Origin of the sequence: Micromonospora qiuiae (assembly GCF_016863555.1) — a bacterium.
In the GTDB taxonomy this organism is placed as follows: domain Bacteria; phylum Actinomycetota; class Actinomycetes; order Mycobacteriales; family Micromonosporaceae; genus Micromonospora; species Micromonospora qiuiae.
The window spans coordinates 1-18,819 of sequence record NZ_BOPC01000060.1 but is presented as its reverse complement, the minus strand read 5'-3'; the positions used below and the strand labels follow the sequence as shown (position 1 = coordinate 18,819).

Below are 18,819 nucleotides of genomic sequence, written 5' to 3'. Positions count from 1 at the left end.
CTCGGCCACCCCGATGCTCGCTGCTTGCCCTGAGGACCGCCACGTGCCGCCCATGCCCGTCCGTCGCGCCGCCGCCGGTCGTCCGTCGTACGGTCTCGATCCGTTCAAGCGTCGACGGTCACCCGCCGCGCTGGCGCTGGTCGCGCTCCTGCTGGCCGGCTGTGGCACGCCCCCGGAGCTGAGTGACCCCACGCCGGGCCTGCCCACCCGGGCGGCCACCCCGAGTGCGACCGGTCCCGCCGCGTCGACACCGCCACCGACCACCGGGCTACCGGCTACGGTGGCGCCCAGCCCGACCGCCGACGCGGGCCTGGTGGCGGCCGCCTGCCGGGGCGGACCGACGCGGCAGCGGATCATCGACCTGGTGCGTGGCCGCCGTGACCTGCTGCCTCGGGACGCCAAGGTACGCGTACGCAACGGCCCGCTCTGCGCCGCCGACTGGCAGTTCACCGCCCTCGACGTGACCGGGTACGAGCCACTCCAGGTGGTCACCCGTGACCAGGCCGGGACCCTGCGCCTGGTCACCGCCGGCACCGACGTGTGCTCGATCGAGGTACGCGTCACCAGTCCGCCCGGGATCCGGACGCTGGCCTGCGGCGACGGAGTCTCGGAAGGGGTGCCGCCGCCAGCACCCACGATGCCGGCCGCACCGACGACGGTCGTACCGACGCCGTTCTTCCCGACTCCGACGCCGACGATCGCCGGGTCGGCGCGGTAGGCCTCCTCGTCCAAACCAGGGTGCGTAGGCTGGGCGCCATGCCGGGAACGCCGCCGATACGTTTCGTCTACCTCGGGCCCGAGGGCACCTTCGCCGAGCAGGCACTGCGCACCGTGCCCGCCGCCGAGCACGGCACCCGTACGCCGGCCCGCAGCGTCGGCGAGGCCCTGGAGGCGGTCCGCGCCGGGGATGCCGATGCCGCGCTGGTGCCGTTGGAGAACTCGATCGGAGGCGCGGTCGGGGTGACCCTCGACGAGTTGGCCGAGGGAGATCCGTTGGTCATCACCCGCGAGGTGATCCTGCCGGTGGAGTTCGTCCTCGGCGCGCGTACGGGCACGCCCCTGCCGGCCGTACGGACCGTCGCCGCCCATCCCCAGGCGTCCACCCAGTGCCGGGGCTGGCTGCGCGCACACCTGCCGGACGCGGTCGTGGTCGACGTGCTCTCCAACGGCGCGGCGGCAGCCGGCGCGGCCACCGGCGAGTACGACGCGGCCATCTGCGCCCCGATCGGCGCGACCCGGCATCGGCTCGTCGTGCTGGCCGACAAGATCGCCGACCACCCCGATGCGGTGACCCGGTTCGCGCTGCTGTCCCGGCCAGGTCCACCACCGCCACCCACCGGCGACGACGTGACGTCCCTCGCGGTGTACATCGCGCACGACCGGGTGGGTGCGTTGCTGTCCGTGCTGATGGAATTGGCGGTCCGCGGCGTCAACCTGAGCCGGATCGAGTCCCGGCCCACCGGCGAGGCGCTCGGGCGATACGTGTTCTTCCTCGACTGCACCGGTCACGTGGCCGACGCCCGGCTCGGCGAGGCGTTGCAGGGGTTGCGCCGGGTCTGCGCCGACCTGCGCTTTCTCGGCTCGTACCCCCGGCACCGGTGGAATCCGACGACGGGCGAGCGCCCGGTTTCCGCCCCGGCCGGCCTCTCCGACGCCGACTACGCGGACGCCGCCGCCTGGCTCGCCCGGCTGCGCGCCGGCGAGCTGAGCTGAGCAACCGGGGCCGGCCCTCAGCCCCAGCCGAGTTCGTGCAGGCGCGCGTCGTCGATGCCGAAGTGATGGGCGATCTCGTGCACCACGGTCACGGCCACCTCGTCGATGACGTCATCCTCGGTGTCGCAGATGCGCAGGATCGGGTTGCGGTAGATCAGGATGCGGTCCGGCAGGACGCCGGCGTAATCCCAGCCCCGATCGGTCAACGCGTGCCCCTCGTAGAGCCCGAGCAGGTCCTCTCCGGGGGGTGGATCGTCCTCCACCAGGATCACCACGTTGTTCATCAGCGCCAGCAGTTCCTCCGGAACCTCGTCCAGCGCCTCCCCCACCAGTTCTTCGAACCGCTCGCGCCCCATCTCGACCGCCACGCCGCCATTCTTCCCCACCTATGCGCCGATCTTGCACTCACGGTCGCGACGAAAAGCCATCAACGGGACATTTCGGCGACCAGAAGTGCAAGATCGGCGCGGGGTCGGGCGGCGAAGAGGGTCAGGAGGTGAGTCGGGCGGTCAGGGTGATCTCGGCGCCGGGCGAGAGCAGGCGGGAGATCGGACAGTTCTGCTTGGCGGTCTCGGCCAGTTCGGCGAACTTCGCCTCGTCGATGCCGGGCACCTCACCGACGGTGTCCAGGTCGATCCGGGTCACGGTGAAGCCGGCATCGGTCTTGTCCAGGTGCACCTTCGCCGTGGTTTCGACGGAGGTCGGCGTCGTGCCGGCCTCGGCGAGCGCCTTGGAGAAGGCCATCGAGAAGCAGCCGGCGTGGGCAGCGCCGATCAACTCCTCGGGGTTGGTGCCCTCTCCCTCCTCGAAGCGGGACTTGAAGGAGTAGTTCCCCTGCAGCCCGCCCTTGCCGGTGCGGATGGTGCCGGAACCCTCGGGAAGATTTCCCTGCCAGCGTGCGGAAGCGGTACGGATAGGCATGCACCCGACGCTAGTGCACCGACGCCCCGTTCGGCGACCGACCGGTCCGGCTTGCCTGTGCCAGGTTCCCCGGCGCTGACGACGAACTGTGCCATCATTCGACACAGACCTGGCGCGGTCTCATGAGGAGAGGTGAGTGAGTGACGGCCCACGACCTCCCCATCCCTCGGCAGGACGAGCGCGCCGACGGCACCAGCGTCGTCGAGTGGGGCACGGAGGATGAGCAGTCGTCGGCCATCGGGCGGCTCCGTCGGGCCATCTCCGGCCTCGGCGGCGATCACCGAGGGCCGCTGCTGCTGGCCGGCCTCGGCGCCCTGGCCGCCCTGGTCTCGCTGCTCGGCGAATGGGTGACGGTCACGCTTCCCGCCAACGAGCACGACGGGGTCACCCCGGTCCAGGTGCCCAGCAGCGTGTCCGAGCTCGGCGGGCTGGCCGTCGGTTATGTGGTCGGGATCCTCGTGCTGGCAGCCGTGGTCGCGCTCGCGCTGCGCGGCACCGCCGTCGTGCGAGCCAACGCTCGGGTGGCCGGCCTCGCCCTGGCCGCGGGCCTGCTCGCGGTGCTGGCGGCGACCGCGGCCACGCTCGACGACAGCCGGCGGGTCCCGTTCTACTCTGCCGAGGACGGCTTCAAGATCGAGCATGGGCGGGGACTGGTGATGGCCTTCGCCGCCGTCCTGCTCTTCGCCGCCGCGCTCGCCCGGGCGGTTCCGCAGCCGGCCGAGTCTGCCGCCGAGCCGGAAGGCCGCCCGCGCCGTCACCGTTCCGGCACGAACGACGCGGAGCCGGACGAGCAGGGCCAAAGGGTTGATATCACCGTCACGCCGACCGTGCCCTTCGCCCGGGAGGCACCACCCCGTCCAGGTTCGATCGGCTGAGCGACGCCCACCTGCGATCCGCCGTCCGTTGGCACCCGATTAGCCGGGAAGTCATGGTTGCGGCCCGTTCCGCGAGATACGGTTGCTGCCCGCCGTCACGCCGGGTCGTCCAGCCATGACCGTCGGCTGGCCGCCACGGCGGCGGGCAAAGGAGGAACGTTGACCCGCCCGGGCCTGCCCAAGCTGATCGCCACCGACCTCGACGGAACGCTCGTACGCAGCGACGACACCGTCTCGGCGTACACTCACGCGGTCCTCGACCGGGTCCGCGCCGCCGGCATCCCGGTGGTCGGCGCGACCGGTCGCGGTCCCCGACTGACCGAGCTGACCCGCAACGACATCCGTGCTGCGGACTTCCTGGTGATGGCCGGCGGCGGCCGGGTCGTCGACCAGAGCGACCCGGCCGGGCCGGTGGTGCTGCGTGACGAGCGTCTCACCAGCGAGGTGCTGGCCACGCTGCTGGCCGACCTGGAGGCGGCGGTCGGCCCGCTGACGGTGATGGTCGAGGCGTCCGAGGAGCACGACGCCCCACTCTGGGGCGACTACCACCCGGCCTGGCCCTACCAGGACCGGTTCGAGGTACGCACCCGCGACGAGTGCCTCGCCGGCGATGTGATCAAGGCGTTCGCCCGGACCGCCGACCATCACGTGGACGAGTTGCTGGCGATCGCCCAGGAGATCGTCCCGCCGCAGATCGCCACGCTCACCCAGGCCGGCCTGGGCTTCATCGAGATCTGCCCGCCCGGGACGGACAAGGCGACCGGGCTGAGCGTGGTGGCGCAGCGCCTCGGCGTGGATCCCGCCGAGGTGCTGGTCTTCGGCGACATGCCCAACGACCTGCCGATGTTCGAGTGGGCCGGCTGGGGCCGGGTGGCGGTCGCGAACGCCCATCCGGCGCTGCGGGCCGCCGCCGACGAGATCACCTTGCGCAATGACGACGACGGTGTAGCGGTCTATCTGGACCGGCTACTGTCCAGGTGATGGACTCGACGCCAGGCCTGGTCGCCAGCGACATCGACGGCACGCTGCTTCGTGACGACCGTACGCTCAGTGCCCACACCGCCGCCGTGCTGGCCCGGATCTCCGCCCGGGGCACGCCGGTCGTGCTGGTCACCGGCCGCCCGATCCGCTGGCTCCGACTGGTCTACGACCAGCTGGCCGAGCCGCTGCCCGCGGTCTGCGCCAACGGTGCGGTGGTCTACGACCCGATCAACGACGAGGTGCTGCGGGCCGACCCGCTGGCCCCGGAGCTGCTCGCCGAGGTGGCTCGCCGGCTACGGGCCGAAGTGCCGGGGGTGAGCCTCGCGGTGGAGATCCTCGACAGCCGGCAGATGCGGCACGAGACGCACTACCCGCTGCGCTGGGACGCTGACGACACGGCGATCCGGGTGGTGGAGACCCCCGAGGAGCTCCTCTCGCTGCCAGCGGTGAAGCTGCTGGCCCGAGCTGAGGGGCACCGGGATCCGGACCGGTTCACCCAGTTGATCGCCGGTGCCCTCGCCGGACTGGCCGAGGCCACCCACTCCTCGCGCTCCGGCCTGGTGGAGATCTCGGCGGCCGGCGTGACCAAGGCGGCCGGCCTGGCCTGGTACTGCCACCGGATCGGGATCGCGGCGAGCGACGTGCTGGCTTTCGGCGACATGCCGAACGACGTGCCGATGCTGACCTGGGCCGGCCGGGCGGTGGCGGTGGCCAACGCGCACCCCGCCGTGCTGGCCGTCGCCGACGAGGTCACCTCGGCGAACTCCACGGACGGGGTCGCGGCGTACCTGGAGAAGGTTTTCGGGGCGGACTGAGCCGGCCGCCGGACCGCGCGGCCCGACCATCGTCGGCCCGCGCGGTCGCGGTCGCTCGGACGGGCCTTCCGTCAGAGGTACTGGCCGGTGCTGTGGCCCTCGCCGCCCTGGTGCCCGAGGCCGGGCATCCCCGGCAGCGCCGCCCCGCCCGGCCCGCTGGGCAGCGCCTGCCGGCCGGAACGCATCTGCTCAAGCTGCACGCGGGCCGCCATCTGCTGAGCGACCAGGGCGGCCTGGATGCCGTGGAACAGCCCTTCCAACCAGCCGACGAGCTGGGCGTGGGCGATCCGCAGTTCGCCCTCGCTGGGCGCCTGGTCCTCGGTGAACGGCAGGGATATCCGTTCGAGTTCCTCGCGCAGCTCGGGAGCCAGCCCTTCCTTCAGCTCGACGATCGACCGCTGATGGATCTCGCGCATCCGGTGTCGGCTGGCGTCGTCGAGAGGGGCCGCCTTGACCTCCTCCAGCAGTTGCTTGATCATGCTGCCGATCCGCATGACCTTGGCCGGTTGCTCGACCAGGCGGGACGGATCCTCACCCGGTCCGTCGTCGGTGTGCATCGTGCCAACCGGTCGGCCGTCCGGCCCGACCACCACCACCGTGCCGGGGTGCCCGGTGCCGTCCCGGCCGGGCTCGTCGTCTTGTCCAGCGGAGCGTGCTTCGGTCATGGCATCAATCTTTACCCAGCGGACTTGCTCGACGCCCCCCGGCCCGCATCCCGCCTGTCTGAGAGGAACGGCTTCCGGTCCACCGCACCGGGTGAACCGGCTCTCGGCCCACCCGGCCGACAGGTGCCACCTGCTGATCCATGACGAATCGCGCTACCGTCGGCCGATGTCACTCGACCCACGCGCCGTGCTGACCCGGCCAGCTCCCGAGCCGGAGATGACCGTCGCCTACGGTGAGCATCCCGACCAGATCGCCGATCTGCGGCGGCCGGCCGGCGATGGCCCGCCCCGGCCGCTGTTGATCGTGGTGCACGGCGGGTTCTGGCGGGTCGAGTACGACCGGCGGCACACCGGCCCGCTGGCCGCCGCGCTGGCGGCGCTCGGGCACCCGGTCGCCCAGTTGGAATATCGCCGGACGGGGCAGCCGGGCGGCGGCTGGCCGGGCACGCTCAGTGACGTGCTGTCCGGGGTGACCGCGCTGCCCCGGCTGGCTGCCGCCGCCCTGCCCGGCCAGGTCGCGCCGGCGCGGGCGATCCTGGTCGGTCACTCGGCCGGTGGGCACCTCGCGCTGTACGCGGCAGCGCGGGCGCCGGCCGCCGTCGGCGGAGTGCTCGCCCTCGCCCCGGTCGCCGACCTGGCCGAGGCGTACCGACTGGACCTGGACGCCGGTGCGGTGGCCGCGTTGCTGGGCGGCGGGCCCGCCGAGGTGCCCGAGCGGTACGCGGAGGCCGATCCACGTGCCCTGACATCTCTCCCATCACGGACCGTGGTGATCCATGGCACTCTGGATCAACAGGTCCCGGTCGAATTGAGCCGCTCGTACGTCGCCGCAGCTCAGGCAGTGGGTGCCGATATGCACCTTGTCGAACTGCCGGAATGTGAACATTTCGGTCTTATCGACCCGGAGTCGACGGCCTGGCCAAAGATAACCAGCGCATTGCGGTCGTTACTTGAAGATCAACAGCCATTGACGCACCGTCGCCGAGCAGGTAGAACGCCGGAGGGGCGAACGGCCGCCCGGTGAGTCTTTGAAAGGGAACCCGGTGTCGCAGATGAACCGCAGGCGGGCACTCCAGCTGCTGGCTGCACTCGGTACGGGGGGACTCGCCGCCGGCTGCGGCTCCGACACCGAGAAGACCGACACCGCCTCCGTCGAGCCGATCAAGATCGGCCTGATCGCGCCGCAGTCCGGCCCCGGCAAAGCCATCGGCGACGAACTCAACAACGGCTTCCAGCTGTACCTGGAACTCAACGACGACAGCCTCGGCGGCCGCCCGGTCGACCTGCTCGTGGCGGACGAGGGCAACAGCGCCAAGAGCGGCCAGGCCGCCGCCGACGGGCTGATCAAGCAGGGCGTGCTCGCCCTGACCGGGGTCGCCAGCTCGTCGGTCATGGTCGGCATCCGGGATTTCATCGAGCAGGCCCGGGTCCCACTGATCGGTTCGAACGCATCGCCCACCAGCCTGCAGAGCGTCGTCTACATCTGGCGTACCTCGTACGTGCTCGACGAGGCGGGCCGGGCGCTCGGCCGCTACCTCAGGGACGAGCTGGGACAGGGCGACCGAGTTGCAATGATCCTGCCGGAGGCGGCCTTCGGGGTGGAGGACGTGCTGCGCGGGTTCCGCCAGGAGTTCGGCGAGTCCGACCCGCGCATCGCCGACCCGGTGACCTGGACGTCCAACAGCCCGAACCCGAGTAAGACCGCCTACGTCTCCGACATCGGCCGGGCGCTTCGCCGCAACCCCACGGTCGTCTTCTGCGCCTATTCCGGCACGGCGGCGGCCCAGTTCGTGATGCAGCTGCGCGACGCCGGCTTCCGGGGCACCATCTACGCGCCCGGTTTCCTCACCGAGGGCCCGGTGCTGGAGAGCATCCGGCCATCGAGCGACGCGCTGGGCATCCGCACGGCGTTGAACTACTCCGCCGACCTCAACAACGCGGCGAATCGGCGGTTCGCCTCGGCGTACCGCAAGAAGCACAACGTCTCGCCGACGACGTACGCGATGGCCTCCTACGACGCGGCCAACGTGCTCGACCAGGCGATCCGCCTCGCCGGCCCGACACTCACGCCGCAGCAGGTCAACCTCGCGCTGGGCCGGATCGGCCAGATCGACAGCCCGCGCGGCGTGTGGCAGTTCAACCAGCCGCGCACCCCACAGCAGAAGTGGTATCTGCGCGAGGTGCAGCGCGACGGCCAGGTGCTGTCGAACGTGCTGGTCAACGAGCTGGCCACGCTCGGCTGACGGGGTGCGGGCGAGTGACGCCGCGCCTGCGGATGGCTCAGTGCCGCAGCTCGGCGATGCAGCACTTGACGCTGCCGCCGCCCTTCTTGAGTTCGGTCAACTCCACCGGCACCGGCGTGTAGCCGGCCGCCTTGAGCCGGCCGGCAAGCCGGGTCGCCTCGCTGTTGAGCACCACGTTGGCACCGTCGCTGACCAGGTTCAGGCCGAAGGCGAGGGCGTCGTCGGCGTCCGCGAGCACGGCATCCGGGAAGAGCTGAGCGAGCACTTTCTGGCTGGCCGCGGAGAACGCGCCCGGGTAGTAGACGACGTTTGCGTCGTCGATCGAGGCGAGCGCCACGTCCAGGTGGTAGAAGCGCGGGTCGACCAGCCGCAGCGAGACCACCGGCCGGCCCAGCGCCTCCTGCGCCTCCGCGTGCGCGGCCAGTTCGGTGCGGAACCCGTACCCGGCCAGGATCAGCCCGCCGTGCGCCTCCGGGAGGTACGCGAAGTCGCCCTCGCCCTCGTTCGTCTCGTTCGGCGCGACGAACCGCCAACCCTGCGACTCGTAGAAGGCTCGATGCGCCGCCGCCTCGGCGGTCCGCTGGTGGTGCTTGAACCGCGCACCGTAGACCGTCCCGTCCACCACGAACGCCCCGTTGGCGGCGTAGACCATGTCGGGCAGGCCGGGCTCGGGGGTCAGCAGATGGACCTCATGACCGAGGCCGACCAGGGTCTCCCGCAGGCGATCCCACTGCTTGACCGCCAGCTCCGAGTCGACCGGGGCGGTCACGTCCATCCACGGATTGATCGCGTACTCGACCGCGAAGTGCTCGGGCGAGCACATGAGGTATGTCCGCTTTCGCGGCACTCGCTGCTGTTCCACGGTGACCAAGAGTAGGTAGGGTAGGACTTCCGGAACAGCCAGAACCATTGCTTATTTGAGGCGGAACATTGCAGATCGACGCCGTAGACCAGCGAATCATTGCGTTGCTGGTCGCAGACGCTCGCGCATCGTACGCAGACATCGGCTCTCGGGTGTCACTCTCCGCCCCGGCGGTGAAGCGACGGGTCGACCGCTTACGGGCGGCCGGGGTGATCAGGGGATTCACCACGATCGTTGACCCCGCGGCAGTCGGTTGGACCACTGAGGCGTTCGTCGAGCTGTTCTGCGCCGGCCGGACCACTCCGGCCCAGATCGGGGCGGCCGTCCGGCGGCACCCGGAGGTGGTCGGGGCCTACACCGTCTCCGGGGAGGCCGACGCGCTGGTGCACCTGCGCGCCGCCGACATCGCCCACTTGGAGGAGGCGTTGGAACGGCTGCGGGCGGAGACGTTCGTGACCTCCTCCCGGAGCACCATCGTGCTGTCCCGGCTGGTCGAGTCCCCCGGCGTCGGACCGTCCACCCGCTGACCACGTGACGACGGCGGGAACCAAATGCGCGGTGGCCGCGTCGAACCGGCCATGAGACGGGGAAGCAAGCTCGCCGCAGCCGGCGGATCGCTGGTGGCGCTCACCCTGCTCGCCTCCAGTGTGGCCGCGCCGGCCCCGATGCCGTCCGGAGGCGGCAGCGCCACATTGTCGATGGTGCCGGTCAGCCTGGCCTACTTCGACTCCTGCGCCGACGCCCTCACCGAACTGCGCGCGGCGGCCAGCGCAGCGGTCGGCCCCTACGGTTTCGCCGGTGAGGCGATGCTCTTCGGCGACCGGGCGGCACTCAGCGCCGAATCGAGCGCACGCACCTTCGCCGACGCACAAGGCAAATCGGCCGGCCCGGCCCCCGGAGCACAGCACTCGACGACGAACAACCACGAGGCCGGCGTGGACGAGCCCGATCTGGTCAAGACCGACGGCCGGCGGATCGTCACGGCCACCAATGGCGTGCTGCGGGTGGTCGACCCGGTCAACCGTCGGCTCATCGGAAAACTCGACCTGACCGATGGCCGGGAGGAGTTGCGCTGGGCCGAGCACCCGCTCCTGCTGCTCGGTGACCGTGCGCTGGTGCTGGCCGAGGACACGTTGGGCCCGGCCGACGCCTTCCGGTCCGTCCGACGGGTCGGTGCCACCCGCCTGTTGCTGGTCGACCTGGCCGGCGCGCCCCGGCTGCTCGGCACGTACCGGATCCAGGGCAGCACCGTCGACGCCCGGCTGACCGGCGACACCGCCCGGGTGGTGGTCCGCGCGAGCGCCCGCCTGGATTTCCCGTTCGACGTCAAGGGCAGCGACCGGGTCCGGGCCGAACACAACCGCAAGGTGATCGCCCGGGCCGGCATCGAGGCATGGCTGCCGGAGTACGAGTGGACGGCCGGAAGCGAGCGGCACACCGGACGGGTCGGCTGTGACCGGCTCAGCCGCCCGAAGCGGATGAGTGCCTCGTCCACCCTCACCGTGCTCAGCTTCGACCTCACCGCCGATCGGCTCGGCGACGGCGATCCGGTCGGCGTCGTGGCCGACGCCGACACCGTCTACGGCACGGCGACCAGCCTCTACCTGGCTGGCCAACGACCGATGCCGATGACCCTCACGCCCCGTGGACGGCCGTCGCCGGACGATCAGGTCACCGAGATCTACCAGTTCGACACCGGTACGCCCGGCCGTCCCCGGTTCCTGGCCGCCGGCTCCGTGCCCGGCTGGTTGATCAACCAGTACGCCCTCTCCGAATGGGACGGTCACCTGCGGGTGGCCACCACCACCGGTGACCTGTGGGGCGAGGGCCGGACCTCCGAGTCCGCCGTGCGGGTGCTGCGCCGCGAGGGTGCCGCGCTGGCGCCGACCGGGATGGTCGGTGGGTTGGGCCGGGGCGAGCGCATCTACTCGGTGCGCTACCTCGGGCCGGTCGCGTACGTGGTCACCTTCCGGCAGACCGACCCGCTCTACTCCCTCGACCTGGCCGACCCGACCGCACCGAGGGTCACCGGCGAGTTGAAGATCACCGGCTACTCGGCGTACCTGCATCCGCTGCCCGACGCACGGCTGCTCGGGGTGGGTCAGGAGGCCGACCGGGAGGGGCGGACCGAGGGTGTGCAGGTGTCCCTCTTCGACGTCCGCGATCCGGCCCGGCCGACCCGGCTCGACCAGTGGCACCTGCCCCGCGCCTGGTCCAGGGCCGAGCACGATCCACACGCCTTTCTGTACTGGCCGGACACCGGCCTGCTGGCGATACCCGTCGATGACGGCGTCCGGCTGCTGCGCGTCAGCGGCGACACGATCAGCGAGATCGGCGAGGTGACCCACCCCGCCGTACGGCAGGACGACGGTCGGTCGACGTGGTCACCGCCGGTGCGCCGATCGCTGGTGATCGGTGACGTGCTCTGGACCGTCTCCGAGGCGGGCCTACGGGCCACCGATCCGACCACGGCGCAGAGCCTGCACTGGATCGCCGCGACCTGAACCTTCCTCGCCGTGGGTGGGGCCCGGTTTCGTCGGGGTTTCCGGGCCCCACCCGCCTTGACAGTCGGGGTTTCCCGGCCCCGCCCGCCTTGGCCGTCGGGGTTTCCCGGCCCCGCCCGCCTTGACCGTCGGGTTCTCCGGCCTGCCCGCCTTGACCTCAACCTTGGTTGAGGTAGTCCACTGAGCTTCGGCAGACCGGTGAGGGGGAGATGTGCGGGCGGTGTGGTTGCGCGAGTTCGGCGGGCCGGAGATGTTGGTGCCGGGTCCGGCGCCCGATCCGGTACCCGGCCCGGGTCAGGTACTCATCGACGTGGCACACGTCAACATCACCTTCGTGGAGACCCTGTTCCGGGCCACCGGCTTCGGGCCTTTTCCGTCCGCTCCGCTGCCGGTGATCCCCGGCAACGGGGTGGGCGGCGTGATCGGCGCGGTCGGGCCGGACGCCGACCCGGGCCTGGTCGGTCGCCGGGTGGTCACCAGCACCGGCGGGTCCGGAGCGTACGCCGAGCAGGTCGTGGTCGACGCCACCGCGCCCGTACCGGTACCGGAGGGATTGCCACTCGACGAGGCGGTCGCAGTGCTCGCCGACGGGCGTACCGCGCTGATGCTGACCGACGCGGCCGGGCTTCGGGCGGGCGATCGGGTGCTGGTCGAGGCCGCCGCCGGTGGAGTGGGCAGCCTGCTGGTCCAGCTGGCGGGCGCGGCCGGCACGCGGGTGATCGGGCTCGCCGGTGGAGCCCGAAAGGTGGCGCTGCTGCCCAGGTGGGGCGCGCAGGTCGCCGTCGACTACCTGAAGCCAAACTGGGCCGACCGGGTGCGCGCGGAAATCGGCGGAGTCGACGTCGTCTTCGACGGGGTGGGCGGCACGGTCGGCCGGGCGGCGTTCGAGCTACTCGACCCGGGCGGCCGGATGCTCAGCTTCGGGCTGGCCAGCGGCGAATGGGCCGACATCAGCGAGGAGACGGCCGCCGAGCGGGGCGTGACGTTGATCCGGCCGACGCCGACGCCGCAGCAGCTGCGGGCGTACACCGAGCGGGCGCTGGCGGAGGCGGCGGCCGGCCGGCTCCGCGCGGTGATCGGGCAGCGGTTCCCGCTGGAACGTGCGGCCGACGCGCACGCAGCGATCGGCTCCCGGGCGACCGTCGGCAAGACCCTGCTCGACCTGCGCTGACCGGGCTCACAGGTACATGCCGGTGCGGTGCTCCCCCCGCCGGACCGGCGTGTCCCCCTCGCTGAAGAAGCGCTTGCCGCCGAACTCGCCGTGCAGTCGGTCGTCCAACTCGTCGGCGAGACCGGTCATCACCTGCACGGCGAGCATCAGGTGGGTGGGTTGGAAGTTCCGGCCGAAGACCGGAATCGATGCCCACACGGTGTCATCGGCGCAGTAGAGGCGCCCGATGGGCATCCGGTTGGTCAGCTCGGAGAGCTTGACGTACAACCGCTCGGTGGGCTCGACCTCGGTGAGCACCGGGGAGAAGACGTCGACCAGCGGTGGATTGTCGCGGACCCGGACGAAGACCATCGCCGATCCGGCGCGGATGTTGATGTCACCGTCGGAGTCCACCTGGACCCGGTCCGAGTCCGACCGGAGCATCGTCGAGACGACCGTCCGGACCCGCTCGGCCAACTCCAGCACCTCGGTCTCCGCGCCGGCCTCACCAGCGCCGGCCAGCGCCTCTTCCAGGTCCGTCGCGATCTCCCGAACCAGGCCGGACCCGCTGCGCGCGGTGCCGAGCGGTGGTCCGGGCAGCGACTCACCATCGGCGTCCTCGATCAGATAGACCAGGAAGGCCGGGTGCGGGGCACCGTAGATGTCACGCAGGGTACGCGACAGCAGGGCGGCCAGCCGGCTGTTCTCCCCGGCCGCGCAGTGCAGCCCGAACTGGTCCCCCGAGCCCTCCACCACGCCCGGTGGTGACCAGCCCAGCGCGACCATGTCGGCGACAGCCGCCCGGTCCAGCCGGTGCCCCTGCGGCAGGGCCGCGTTGCCCACCGCTCGGGCCTCGAACCGACCGTCGGAGCCGATGTCGACGCCGACGGAGTAGACGGCATCATCGGTGCCGGAGGCGGTCGGATCCAGGGTCAGCTCAACGTGCGCTCCCGGCGGCAGAGCGGCCAGCCGGTCGGCCAGCGCCCGGGCGAACTCCTGCCACGCCTGGGTCACCTTCGCCCGCAGGTCGGCCGTGCTCGGTTCGTCGAGCAGGATCGACTCGTGGTGCGCCGGGGTGCCGTGCTGCGCCAGCGGATGCTGCTGCGCCGGTGTGTCGGGCGGCGCCGAGGGGTGGTCTGCCGTCATGATCGCCTCCGTCCGTTCCGGTCACCCTACCGAGCGGACCGGGAGACGGATCGGCCCGGACGGTGATCGGACAGGGTCGATGCGCAGGACGTCAGTCGGTGGAACGTTCACCGCCCAGTTCGACCGGCCAGGTGCCGGCCAGCTCGGCGAGGCGGGCGGCCGCCGCGGCGGGATCCGCGCCGCGACCGACGGCCAGACCGAGCAGGTACGCGGTGACCGGGGCGCCCGGTCGCAGCACCTGATGGGCCACGTCCCTGGCAAGGTCGAGCACGGCCGGCACCGGCACCAGCGCCGGGTCGAGGTCCAACTCCGCGCAGGCCGCCGTGACCCAGTCGTCCATAACGGTCATCGCATCCACTCCTCTGCCTGGCGTACGTCGCGCTCAGTGTCGCAGTCGAACCATGGCGGCGGGCCGCCGCCGGACCACGTCACCTCACGTACGGCGAGCCCGCCGAGCAACTCCCGCAGCGACGCACCGGCCAGTCCCGAACCGAGCAGGTCGACGGGCTCGACAGCCTGCGGGGCGAGGGGCTCGGCCGCCCGCGGATCGACGGGCTCGGCCGCCCGCGGGTCGACAGGTTGATATCCCTGCCCGACGACGATTTCGCCGCAACGCCGGGCCGCGACTTCGACACCACGTCGTTCCACGCCACGCCGTTCCACGCCACGTCGGGCGGCGAGCTGATGGACGGCGGTGCGCAGGGCGTCCGGGCGCCACACGCCGCAGAGCGTCTGCCGCCGCCCGACCCCATCGACGAAGCACACCCCGTCGACCGTGCCGAGCACGTCCGCGGGTGGCTCGTCGAGGCGACGCAGCAGCCCACCGACGGGTCGATCGTCGAGGCGACGCAGCAGCTCGCCGACGGGTGGCTCGTCAAGACGGCGCAGCAGCTCGCCGACGGCGGAGCGGGTCAGCAACGGCAGGTCGGCCGCGAGCAGAGCGACAGCCGGTACGTCGGCGTCGAGCAGGGCCAGCCCGGCGGCGATGGCGGCGACCGGGCCGCCTCCCGGTGGCACCTCCCGGGTCAGGCGTACCCCTGCGGGTGCCGGTCCAGGGCCGACCAGGATCCGGGGCGACGCGTCAGCCACCTCGGCGAGCACCCGCTCGCGCATCGGCACCCCGCCGACCGGCAGCCCCGGCTTGTCCCGCCCACCCATTCGCCGCGCCGCGCCGCCCGCAAGCACCACCGCCGCGTACGCCCTCACCCCGCCACGCTAACTCGCTCCTCACCCACCCTCGTTACCTTTTTGATCGTCCCCACGCCTCCCCACCGGGGGATCTTGGACCAGAGTGGCCCCTCCGAGGGCCGAAAGTGTCCAAGATTGCCTGCTCAAAGCAATAGATCGAGCGACACCCCGCCGATGCAGGTCTTCACGCCTACGAGGCCGTTCACCGAGACCGCGATCTTGCACTTTTTGTCGGCACGAACACGAACAAATACCCGTGAATCGCCGACCATAAGTGCAAGATCGCCGCCGGCCCCCGCCGCGGCCCCCGCCGCGACCCCGACCGCGACGATTGCCGGCGAGCGAGGCTGGTGGCGGAGGGGGGTGTGCGGGGGAGGGTGGGTTTTCGGCTTGGGGGGCGGGCAGGATGGTGGGGTGGGACGGGCTAGTGAGCGGCGCGGGGTGCTTCGCGTGGACCTCGACGCGAGTGGTGGCGGGCGAGGGCGGGTGCGGCGGCCGGACAGCCTCGCGGTGGAGGAGCCGCTGGAGATCCGGGTCGGTGCGGCCGGACCGAGCCGACGACCGCCGCTCGCGGTCACCATGCGTACCCCGGGTGCCGACCTTGATCTGGCCATCGGGTTCCTGCTCACCGAAGGGCTGATCCGGTCGGCGGACGACGTGTTCACCGCGCAGCTGTGCTCGGGTGCCGAGACGCCGAACACCTACAACGTGGTCGACGTGACGCTGGCGCCTGGCGTGCCGGAGCCGACCGCCCAGGCGAGCCGCCATTTCCACACCACCAGCGCCTGCGGGGTGTGCGGCAAGGAGAGCATCGACGCGGTGCGTACCCGGTCACTGTTCACGGTGGCCGACGACCCACTGACCGTGCCGGCCGAGATGTTGGCCGAGCTGCCGGAACGACTGCGTGCCGGACAGCGCGGCTTCGACCGTACCGGCGGGCTGCACGCCGCGGGCCTGTTCACCGCCGCCGGCGAACTGGTGGTGCTCCGCGAGGATGTAGGACGGCACAACGCGGTGGACAAGGTGGTCGGCTGGGCGGTACGCGAGCGCCGACTGCCGCTGGCCGGGCACGTCCTGCTGGTCTCCGGCCGGGCCAGCTTCGAGCTGACCCAGAAGGCGTGGATGGCCGGGCTGCCGCTGCTCGCAGCGGTCTCGGCACCGAGCACGCTCGCGGTCGACCTGGCCGCCGAGGCCGGGCTGACCCTGGTCGGTTTCCTGCGCGGCCGCACGATGAACGTCTACACCGGCCCACACCGGGTGAAAGGCTGATCAGCGGTTTGCGAGCATCTCGAACAGTCCCAGCCGGACGGCGGCGTCCCGGGCGATCAGGAAGCCGGCAATGCCCAGCACCCAGCCGAGCATGCTCCCCGACGACCGGACGATCCACGCGTTGAGCCGGCCGAGCAGCGGCTCGACCCGCCTCGGCCAGGCCACCCGCGCACCGAGCAGCAGCACCGCCGGCAGCACCATGACCAGGCAGTACGCCCCCAGCAGCGCCACCACGGTCGGTACGCCCAGACCTGAGGTGGTCAGCAGCCCGAGTGCGCCGAGGTACGGCAGCATCGTCGCCACCTCGGCGAGCGCGGCGAACACCGCCAGCCCGACCAGCCAACGCGCCGACGAGTCACCCGCGGTGACCCGGTCCCGCCACCGCAGCACCCGGCCGCTACCCGCACCACGCTTGCCGTCGTAACGAAAGCTCAGCACGAACAAGCCGACCCCGAGCGCCAACTGGCCCCAGAGCACTGGCCGGTTGTCCAGCGCCCCGCCCAGCGCCTCGGCCAACCCCGTGCCACCGAAGTAGAGCAACAGTCCGACCAGGAAGTAGAAACCGGCAATCGTGCCGAGGTAGGTCAGCATCCGCCGGACACTGACCGGGCCGGGGGCGAGCAGCAGCCAGACCGGGATGAACAGGGTCCCGATGCTGGTGCTGTCGATCAGGGCAAGGCCGGCGAGGGAGAGCAGCAGGACGGCACTCATTCGGTATCCGGTGCCTGTTCGGACATCCCGCGATTATCCGGTACCACCGCTACCCCTGACGGCCACGCCGCCGGCCCTCCTGCCGCCCCTGGTCGGCGTCTTCTGGCCCGACCGGCGACGACGTGATCGTCTGGGGGCGGCGTGGTCGGGTTCGGCGGCGTTCATCGGGGACGGCGGCGTTCATCGGGGACGGCGACGGGGGCGGCGCCTTCCCCTGGCCCGGCGCGGCACCGCCGTCGTCCCGTCCGCGGGCCAGCCGTCCAGCCGCGACGGCGGCACACCGCGACGGAGCAGGTCGTCCATCAGCAGCGCGAGCGAGTAGTCGGGGTGCTCGGCCAGCACGCGCTCCAGCGCCACCGCCGCTAGCGCACCCTGCCCGTCCCGCCATGCGGCGAAGGCCAGCAGCGCGCCGGGTGCGGCGATCAGCTCCGGCTCGGCCCGGCGCAGGATCTCGGTCCAGAACGCCACGTCCTCGACCCGGCCGTCGGTGCGCTCCCAGGCGTGGTCGCGTACCGGAAGGTGGGTCAGCAGCAGGCACAGCCAGGCCACCTCGTCGTCGGTCAGGCGCTCGCCGCTGCGGTGCCGGCGACGGGCGGCGCGGTGGGCGGCCACGCCGGCCGCACGCAGCGCCCGCCCACCGAGCAGGTCGTTCGCGGGTGCTCCGGCGAGCAGGTCGCTCAACCGCTGCTCCGCCCGCTCGACGGCGGGCCGCATCGTCGCGTCCCCGACCGGCGCCACCTGCGAGGCGAGCGCGTCCCGGTCGGGCAGCGCGACCTGGCCGGCGAAGACGGCCGCCGCTGGGACGGCGCTGGCCCGGGGGTCGTACGGGCTGCCCTCCGGCGGACAGCAGTCCGGCTCGGTGCAGAGGTACGACCACCAGCGTCCGCCGGTGACCCGCAGGGCATCGAGGACAGCCAGCCCGGCGTCGGTCAACGCGTCCCGGAGCGCGTCGAGCGCCGGAGTCACCTGGGCGGCGGGACCGTACCCGATCACGGTGGCCGAGTCGGCACCCTGCCGGGCGGTCACAGCGGCGATGTGCGCCGCCGCCTCGCGGGGATCGGCATCGCCGGGCAAATCGCCACGGGCGGCGAAGACGATCCGCGAGCCGGAGAGCGCCACCACCACGAGGCTGTCGGCCGGATGGAAGCCGAGCAGGTACGGCACGGCGGCAATCAGGTCGGCGGGTGAGCGGACGGTGAGCCGAGGAAGGTCGGTCGAGTTCATGGGAACAGCCTGCGAGCCGGCCGGCGCCCGCCGCTGTCCCTGTGGACGACACGCGGGTTATCCACAGCTACTCACGGTAGTTTTCCTGCTCAGGGCCGATCGAGGACGTTGCTGGGTGAGCAGCTGGGCGACGGCACGCAGCAGGCGTCGTCAGTCGCCTTCTGAGTCAGCGAGGCGCTGCCGGCGCAGCTTGGCGTACGTCCGCACGTCGGCAGCATCCCAGATCCGGCCGACGGTGAGCGTGTCGATGGGCGCGGGGAAATCCGGCCGGTCGACCAGGATCACGGCCCGCTGACGCGAGACGCCCAGATACTGGGCGACCTCGGAAAGCGCCATGACCCGCACGGGCGGACCCTCCGGTGAACCGGGTAGGCAACTTACCCTGTGCCTGGGATATGGACGGCGCGGGTTGCGGCATCTCGGGGTGTTCGGGTACCCAGGGCGGGCACAGGTTGCGGCATGTCGGCCTATCCCGTCCTAGGGTGGCACGGCTTGCGGCATGTTGGGGTTTCCGGGGCGGTTGAGACCGCGAGTTGCGGTGTCCTGTGCGCA

At 71.8% G+C, this 18,819-nt stretch carries 20 protein-coding genes and 1 pseudogene; 11 read left to right on the top strand and 10 right to left on the bottom strand.

Annotated elements, in window-relative coordinates; all coding sequences use genetic code 11:
- Window positions 1-52 precede the first annotated feature (52 nt).
- A pseudogene (locus Vqi01_RS20875) lies at window positions 53-604 on the top strand (hypothetical protein); the annotation flags it as partial.
- A 152-nt stretch (window positions 605-756) separates the two neighbouring features.
- Window positions 757-1,713: a prephenate dehydratase gene (gene pheA, locus Vqi01_RS20870; protein ID WP_204036508.1), complete on the top strand. Its 957-nt coding sequence runs from the start codon at window positions 757-759 to the stop codon at window positions 1,711-1,713.
- 17 nt (window positions 1,714-1,730) lie between these two features.
- On the opposite strand, the gene Vqi01_RS20865 is transcribed toward pheA, so the two are convergent.
- Window positions 1,731-2,069 (bottom strand): metallopeptidase family protein, encoded by a 339-nt coding sequence (locus tag Vqi01_RS20865; protein ID WP_204036544.1) that lies wholly within the window; start codon window positions 2,067-2,069, stop codon window positions 1,731-1,733.
- Between the two features lie 133 nt (window positions 2,070-2,202).
- Window positions 2,203-2,634 carry an OsmC family protein gene (locus Vqi01_RS20860; RefSeq protein WP_204036507.1) on the bottom strand — a complete coding sequence of 144 codons (432 nt, stop codon included), beginning with the start codon at window positions 2,632-2,634 and terminating at the stop codon, window positions 2,203-2,205.
- A 140-nt stretch (window positions 2,635-2,774) separates the two neighbouring features.
- On the opposite strand from Vqi01_RS20860, the gene Vqi01_RS20855 reads away from it, so the two are divergent.
- The 3 genes from Vqi01_RS20855 to Vqi01_RS20845 all read left to right on the top strand — a co-directional run bounded on the left by Vqi01_RS20855 (window position 2,775) and on the right by Vqi01_RS20845 (window position 5,305).
- Window positions 2,775-3,509: a hypothetical protein gene (locus Vqi01_RS20855; RefSeq protein WP_204036506.1), complete on the top strand. Its 735-nt coding sequence runs from the start codon at window positions 2,775-2,777 to the stop codon at window positions 3,507-3,509.
- 159 nt (window positions 3,510-3,668) lie between these two features.
- Window positions 3,669-4,490 carry an HAD family hydrolase gene (locus tag Vqi01_RS20850; protein ID WP_204036505.1) on the top strand — a complete coding sequence of 274 codons (822 nt, stop codon included), beginning with the start codon at window positions 3,669-3,671 and terminating at the stop codon, window positions 4,488-4,490.
- Complete coding sequence (locus Vqi01_RS20845; RefSeq protein ID WP_204036504.1) at window positions 4,490-5,305, top strand: HAD family hydrolase; 816 nt, start codon at window positions 4,490-4,492, stop codon at window positions 5,303-5,305. The genes Vqi01_RS20850 and Vqi01_RS20845 overlap by 1 nt, the downstream gene beginning before the upstream one ends.
- A gap of 71 nt (window positions 5,306-5,376) precedes the next feature.
- Here the strand turns inward: Vqi01_RS20845 and Vqi01_RS20840 are convergent, their stop codons facing one another.
- Window positions 5,377-5,970 (bottom strand): bacterial proteasome activator family protein, encoded by a 594-nt coding sequence (locus Vqi01_RS20840; protein WP_204036503.1) that lies wholly within the window; start codon window positions 5,968-5,970, stop codon window positions 5,377-5,379.
- Between the two features lie 166 nt (window positions 5,971-6,136).
- Here Vqi01_RS20840 and Vqi01_RS20835 point away from each other — a divergent pair, with 166 nt between their 5' ends.
- Together Vqi01_RS20835 and Vqi01_RS20830 are read left to right on the top strand one after the other, a co-directional pair.
- Window positions 6,137-6,994: an alpha/beta hydrolase family protein gene (locus Vqi01_RS20835; RefSeq protein WP_204036502.1), complete on the top strand. Its 858-nt coding sequence runs from the start codon at window positions 6,137-6,139 to the stop codon at window positions 6,992-6,994.
- Between the two features lie 19 nt (window positions 6,995-7,013).
- On the top strand, window positions 7,014-8,213 hold the full coding sequence (locus Vqi01_RS20830) for an ABC transporter substrate-binding protein (protein ID WP_204036501.1): 1,200 nt from the start codon (window positions 7,014-7,016) through the stop codon (window positions 8,211-8,213).
- A 37-nt stretch (window positions 8,214-8,250) separates the two neighbouring features.
- On the opposite strand, the gene ddaH is transcribed toward Vqi01_RS20830, so the two are convergent.
- Window positions 8,251-9,084, bottom strand: a complete 834-nt coding sequence (gene ddaH / locus Vqi01_RS20825) for a dimethylargininase (protein ID WP_372444393.1) — start codon at window positions 9,082-9,084, stop codon at window positions 8,251-8,253.
- Window positions 9,085-9,143: 59 nt separating this feature from the next.
- Between ddaH and Vqi01_RS20820 the strand changes: the two genes are divergently transcribed.
- The 3 genes from Vqi01_RS20820 (at window position 9,144) to Vqi01_RS20810 (ending at window position 12,750) form a co-directional block, all read left to right on the top strand.
- Window positions 9,144-9,602 carry an Lrp/AsnC family transcriptional regulator gene (locus Vqi01_RS20820; protein ID WP_204036500.1) on the top strand — a complete coding sequence of 153 codons (459 nt, stop codon included), beginning with the start codon at window positions 9,144-9,146 and terminating at the stop codon, window positions 9,600-9,602.
- A 51-nt stretch (window positions 9,603-9,653) separates the two neighbouring features.
- On the top strand, window positions 9,654-11,579 hold the full coding sequence (locus tag Vqi01_RS20815) for a beta-propeller domain-containing protein (protein ID WP_204036499.1): 1,926 nt from the start codon (window positions 9,654-9,656) through the stop codon (window positions 11,577-11,579).
- A gap of 220 nt (window positions 11,580-11,799) precedes the next feature.
- Window positions 11,800-12,750, top strand: coding sequence for a zinc-binding dehydrogenase (locus Vqi01_RS20810; RefSeq protein WP_239098549.1), 951 nt, complete (start codon window positions 11,800-11,802; stop codon window positions 12,748-12,750).
- 6 nt (window positions 12,751-12,756) lie between these two features.
- Here the strand turns inward: Vqi01_RS20810 and Vqi01_RS20805 are convergent, their stop codons facing one another.
- The 3 genes from Vqi01_RS20805 to mobA all read right to left on the bottom strand — a co-directional run bounded on the left by Vqi01_RS20805 (window position 12,757) and on the right by mobA (window position 15,081).
- Window positions 12,757-13,875 (bottom strand): T3SS (YopN, CesT) and YbjN peptide-binding chaperone 1, encoded by a 1,119-nt coding sequence (locus Vqi01_RS20805; protein ID WP_204036497.1) that lies wholly within the window; start codon window positions 13,873-13,875, stop codon window positions 12,757-12,759.
- A 91-nt stretch (window positions 13,876-13,966) separates the two neighbouring features.
- On the bottom strand, window positions 13,967-14,224 hold the full coding sequence (locus tag Vqi01_RS20800; protein WP_204036496.1) for a DUF6457 domain-containing protein: 258 nt from the start codon (window positions 14,222-14,224) through the stop codon (window positions 13,967-13,969).
- Window positions 14,221-15,081: a molybdenum cofactor guanylyltransferase gene (gene mobA, locus Vqi01_RS30910; RefSeq protein WP_239098548.1), complete on the bottom strand. Its 861-nt coding sequence runs from the start codon at window positions 15,079-15,081 to the stop codon at window positions 14,221-14,223. The genes Vqi01_RS20800 and mobA overlap by 4 nt, the downstream gene beginning before the upstream one ends.
- Window positions 15,082-15,477: 396 nt before the next feature.
- Between mobA and fdhD the strand changes: the two genes are divergently transcribed.
- The gene (gene fdhD / locus Vqi01_RS20785) at window positions 15,478-16,332 is read left to right on the top strand and encodes a formate dehydrogenase accessory sulfurtransferase FdhD (protein WP_204036495.1); all 855 of its coding nucleotides are present in this window, start codon (window positions 15,478-15,480) and stop codon (window positions 16,330-16,332) included.
- Here fdhD and Vqi01_RS20780 read toward each other — a convergent pair whose 3' ends face one another.
- The 3 genes from Vqi01_RS20780 to Vqi01_RS20770 form a co-directional block, all read right to left on the bottom strand.
- Window positions 16,333-17,043: a GAP family protein gene (locus Vqi01_RS20780; RefSeq protein ID WP_204036494.1), complete on the bottom strand. Its 711-nt coding sequence runs from the start codon at window positions 17,041-17,043 to the stop codon at window positions 16,333-16,335.
- 180 nt (window positions 17,044-17,223) lie between these two features.
- A complete protein-coding gene (locus Vqi01_RS20775) occupies window positions 17,224-18,267 on the bottom strand; it encodes a DUF4192 domain-containing protein (RefSeq protein WP_204036493.1) in 1,044 nt (347 codons plus the stop codon).
- A 150-nt stretch (window positions 18,268-18,417) separates the two neighbouring features.
- Window positions 18,418-18,603 (bottom strand): DNA-binding protein, encoded by a 186-nt coding sequence (locus Vqi01_RS20770; protein ID WP_204036548.1) that lies wholly within the window; start codon window positions 18,601-18,603, stop codon window positions 18,418-18,420.
- Window positions 18,604-18,819 lie beyond the last annotated feature (216 nt).

Bases quoted from the DNA above. Each gene is read 5' to 3' on its own strand.
- pheA (WP_204036508.1), top strand. From the start codon at position 757: ATGCCGGGAACGCCGCCGATACGTTTCGTCTACCTCGGGCCCGAGGGC.
- Vqi01_RS20865 (WP_204036544.1), bottom strand. From the start codon at position 2,069: ATGGGGCGCGAGCGGTTCGAAGAACTGGTGGGGGAGGCGCTGGACGAG.
- Vqi01_RS20860 (WP_204036507.1), bottom strand. From the start codon at position 2,634: ATGCCTATCCGTACCGCTTCCGCACGCTGGCAGGGAAATCTTCCCGAG.
- Vqi01_RS20845 (WP_204036504.1), top strand. From the start codon at position 4,490: ATGGACTCGACGCCAGGCCTGGTCGCCAGCGACATCGACGGCACGCTG.
- Vqi01_RS20840 (WP_204036503.1), bottom strand. From the start codon at position 5,970: ATGACCGAAGCACGCTCCGCTGGACAAGACGACGAGCCCGGCCGGGAC.
- Vqi01_RS20835 (WP_204036502.1), top strand. From the start codon at position 6,137: ATGTCACTCGACCCACGCGCCGTGCTGACCCGGCCAGCTCCCGAGCCG.
- Vqi01_RS20815 (WP_204036499.1), top strand. From the start codon at position 9,654: ATGAGACGGGGAAGCAAGCTCGCCGCAGCCGGCGGATCGCTGGTGGCG.
- Vqi01_RS20805 (WP_204036497.1), bottom strand. From the start codon at position 13,875: ATGACGGCAGACCACCCCTCGGCGCCGCCCGACACACCGGCGCAGCAG.
- Vqi01_RS20800 (WP_204036496.1), bottom strand. From the start codon at position 14,224: ATGACCGTTATGGACGACTGGGTCACGGCGGCCTGCGCGGAGTTGGAC.
- Vqi01_RS20780 (WP_204036494.1), bottom strand. From the start codon at position 17,043: ATGAGTGCCGTCCTGCTGCTCTCCCTCGCCGGCCTTGCCCTGATCGAC.
- Vqi01_RS20775 (WP_204036493.1), bottom strand. From the start codon at position 18,267: ATGAACTCGACCGACCTTCCTCGGCTCACCGTCCGCTCACCCGCCGAC.
- Vqi01_RS20770 (WP_204036548.1), bottom strand. From the start codon at position 18,603: ATGGCGCTTTCCGAGGTCGCCCAGTATCTGGGCGTCTCGCGTCAGCGG.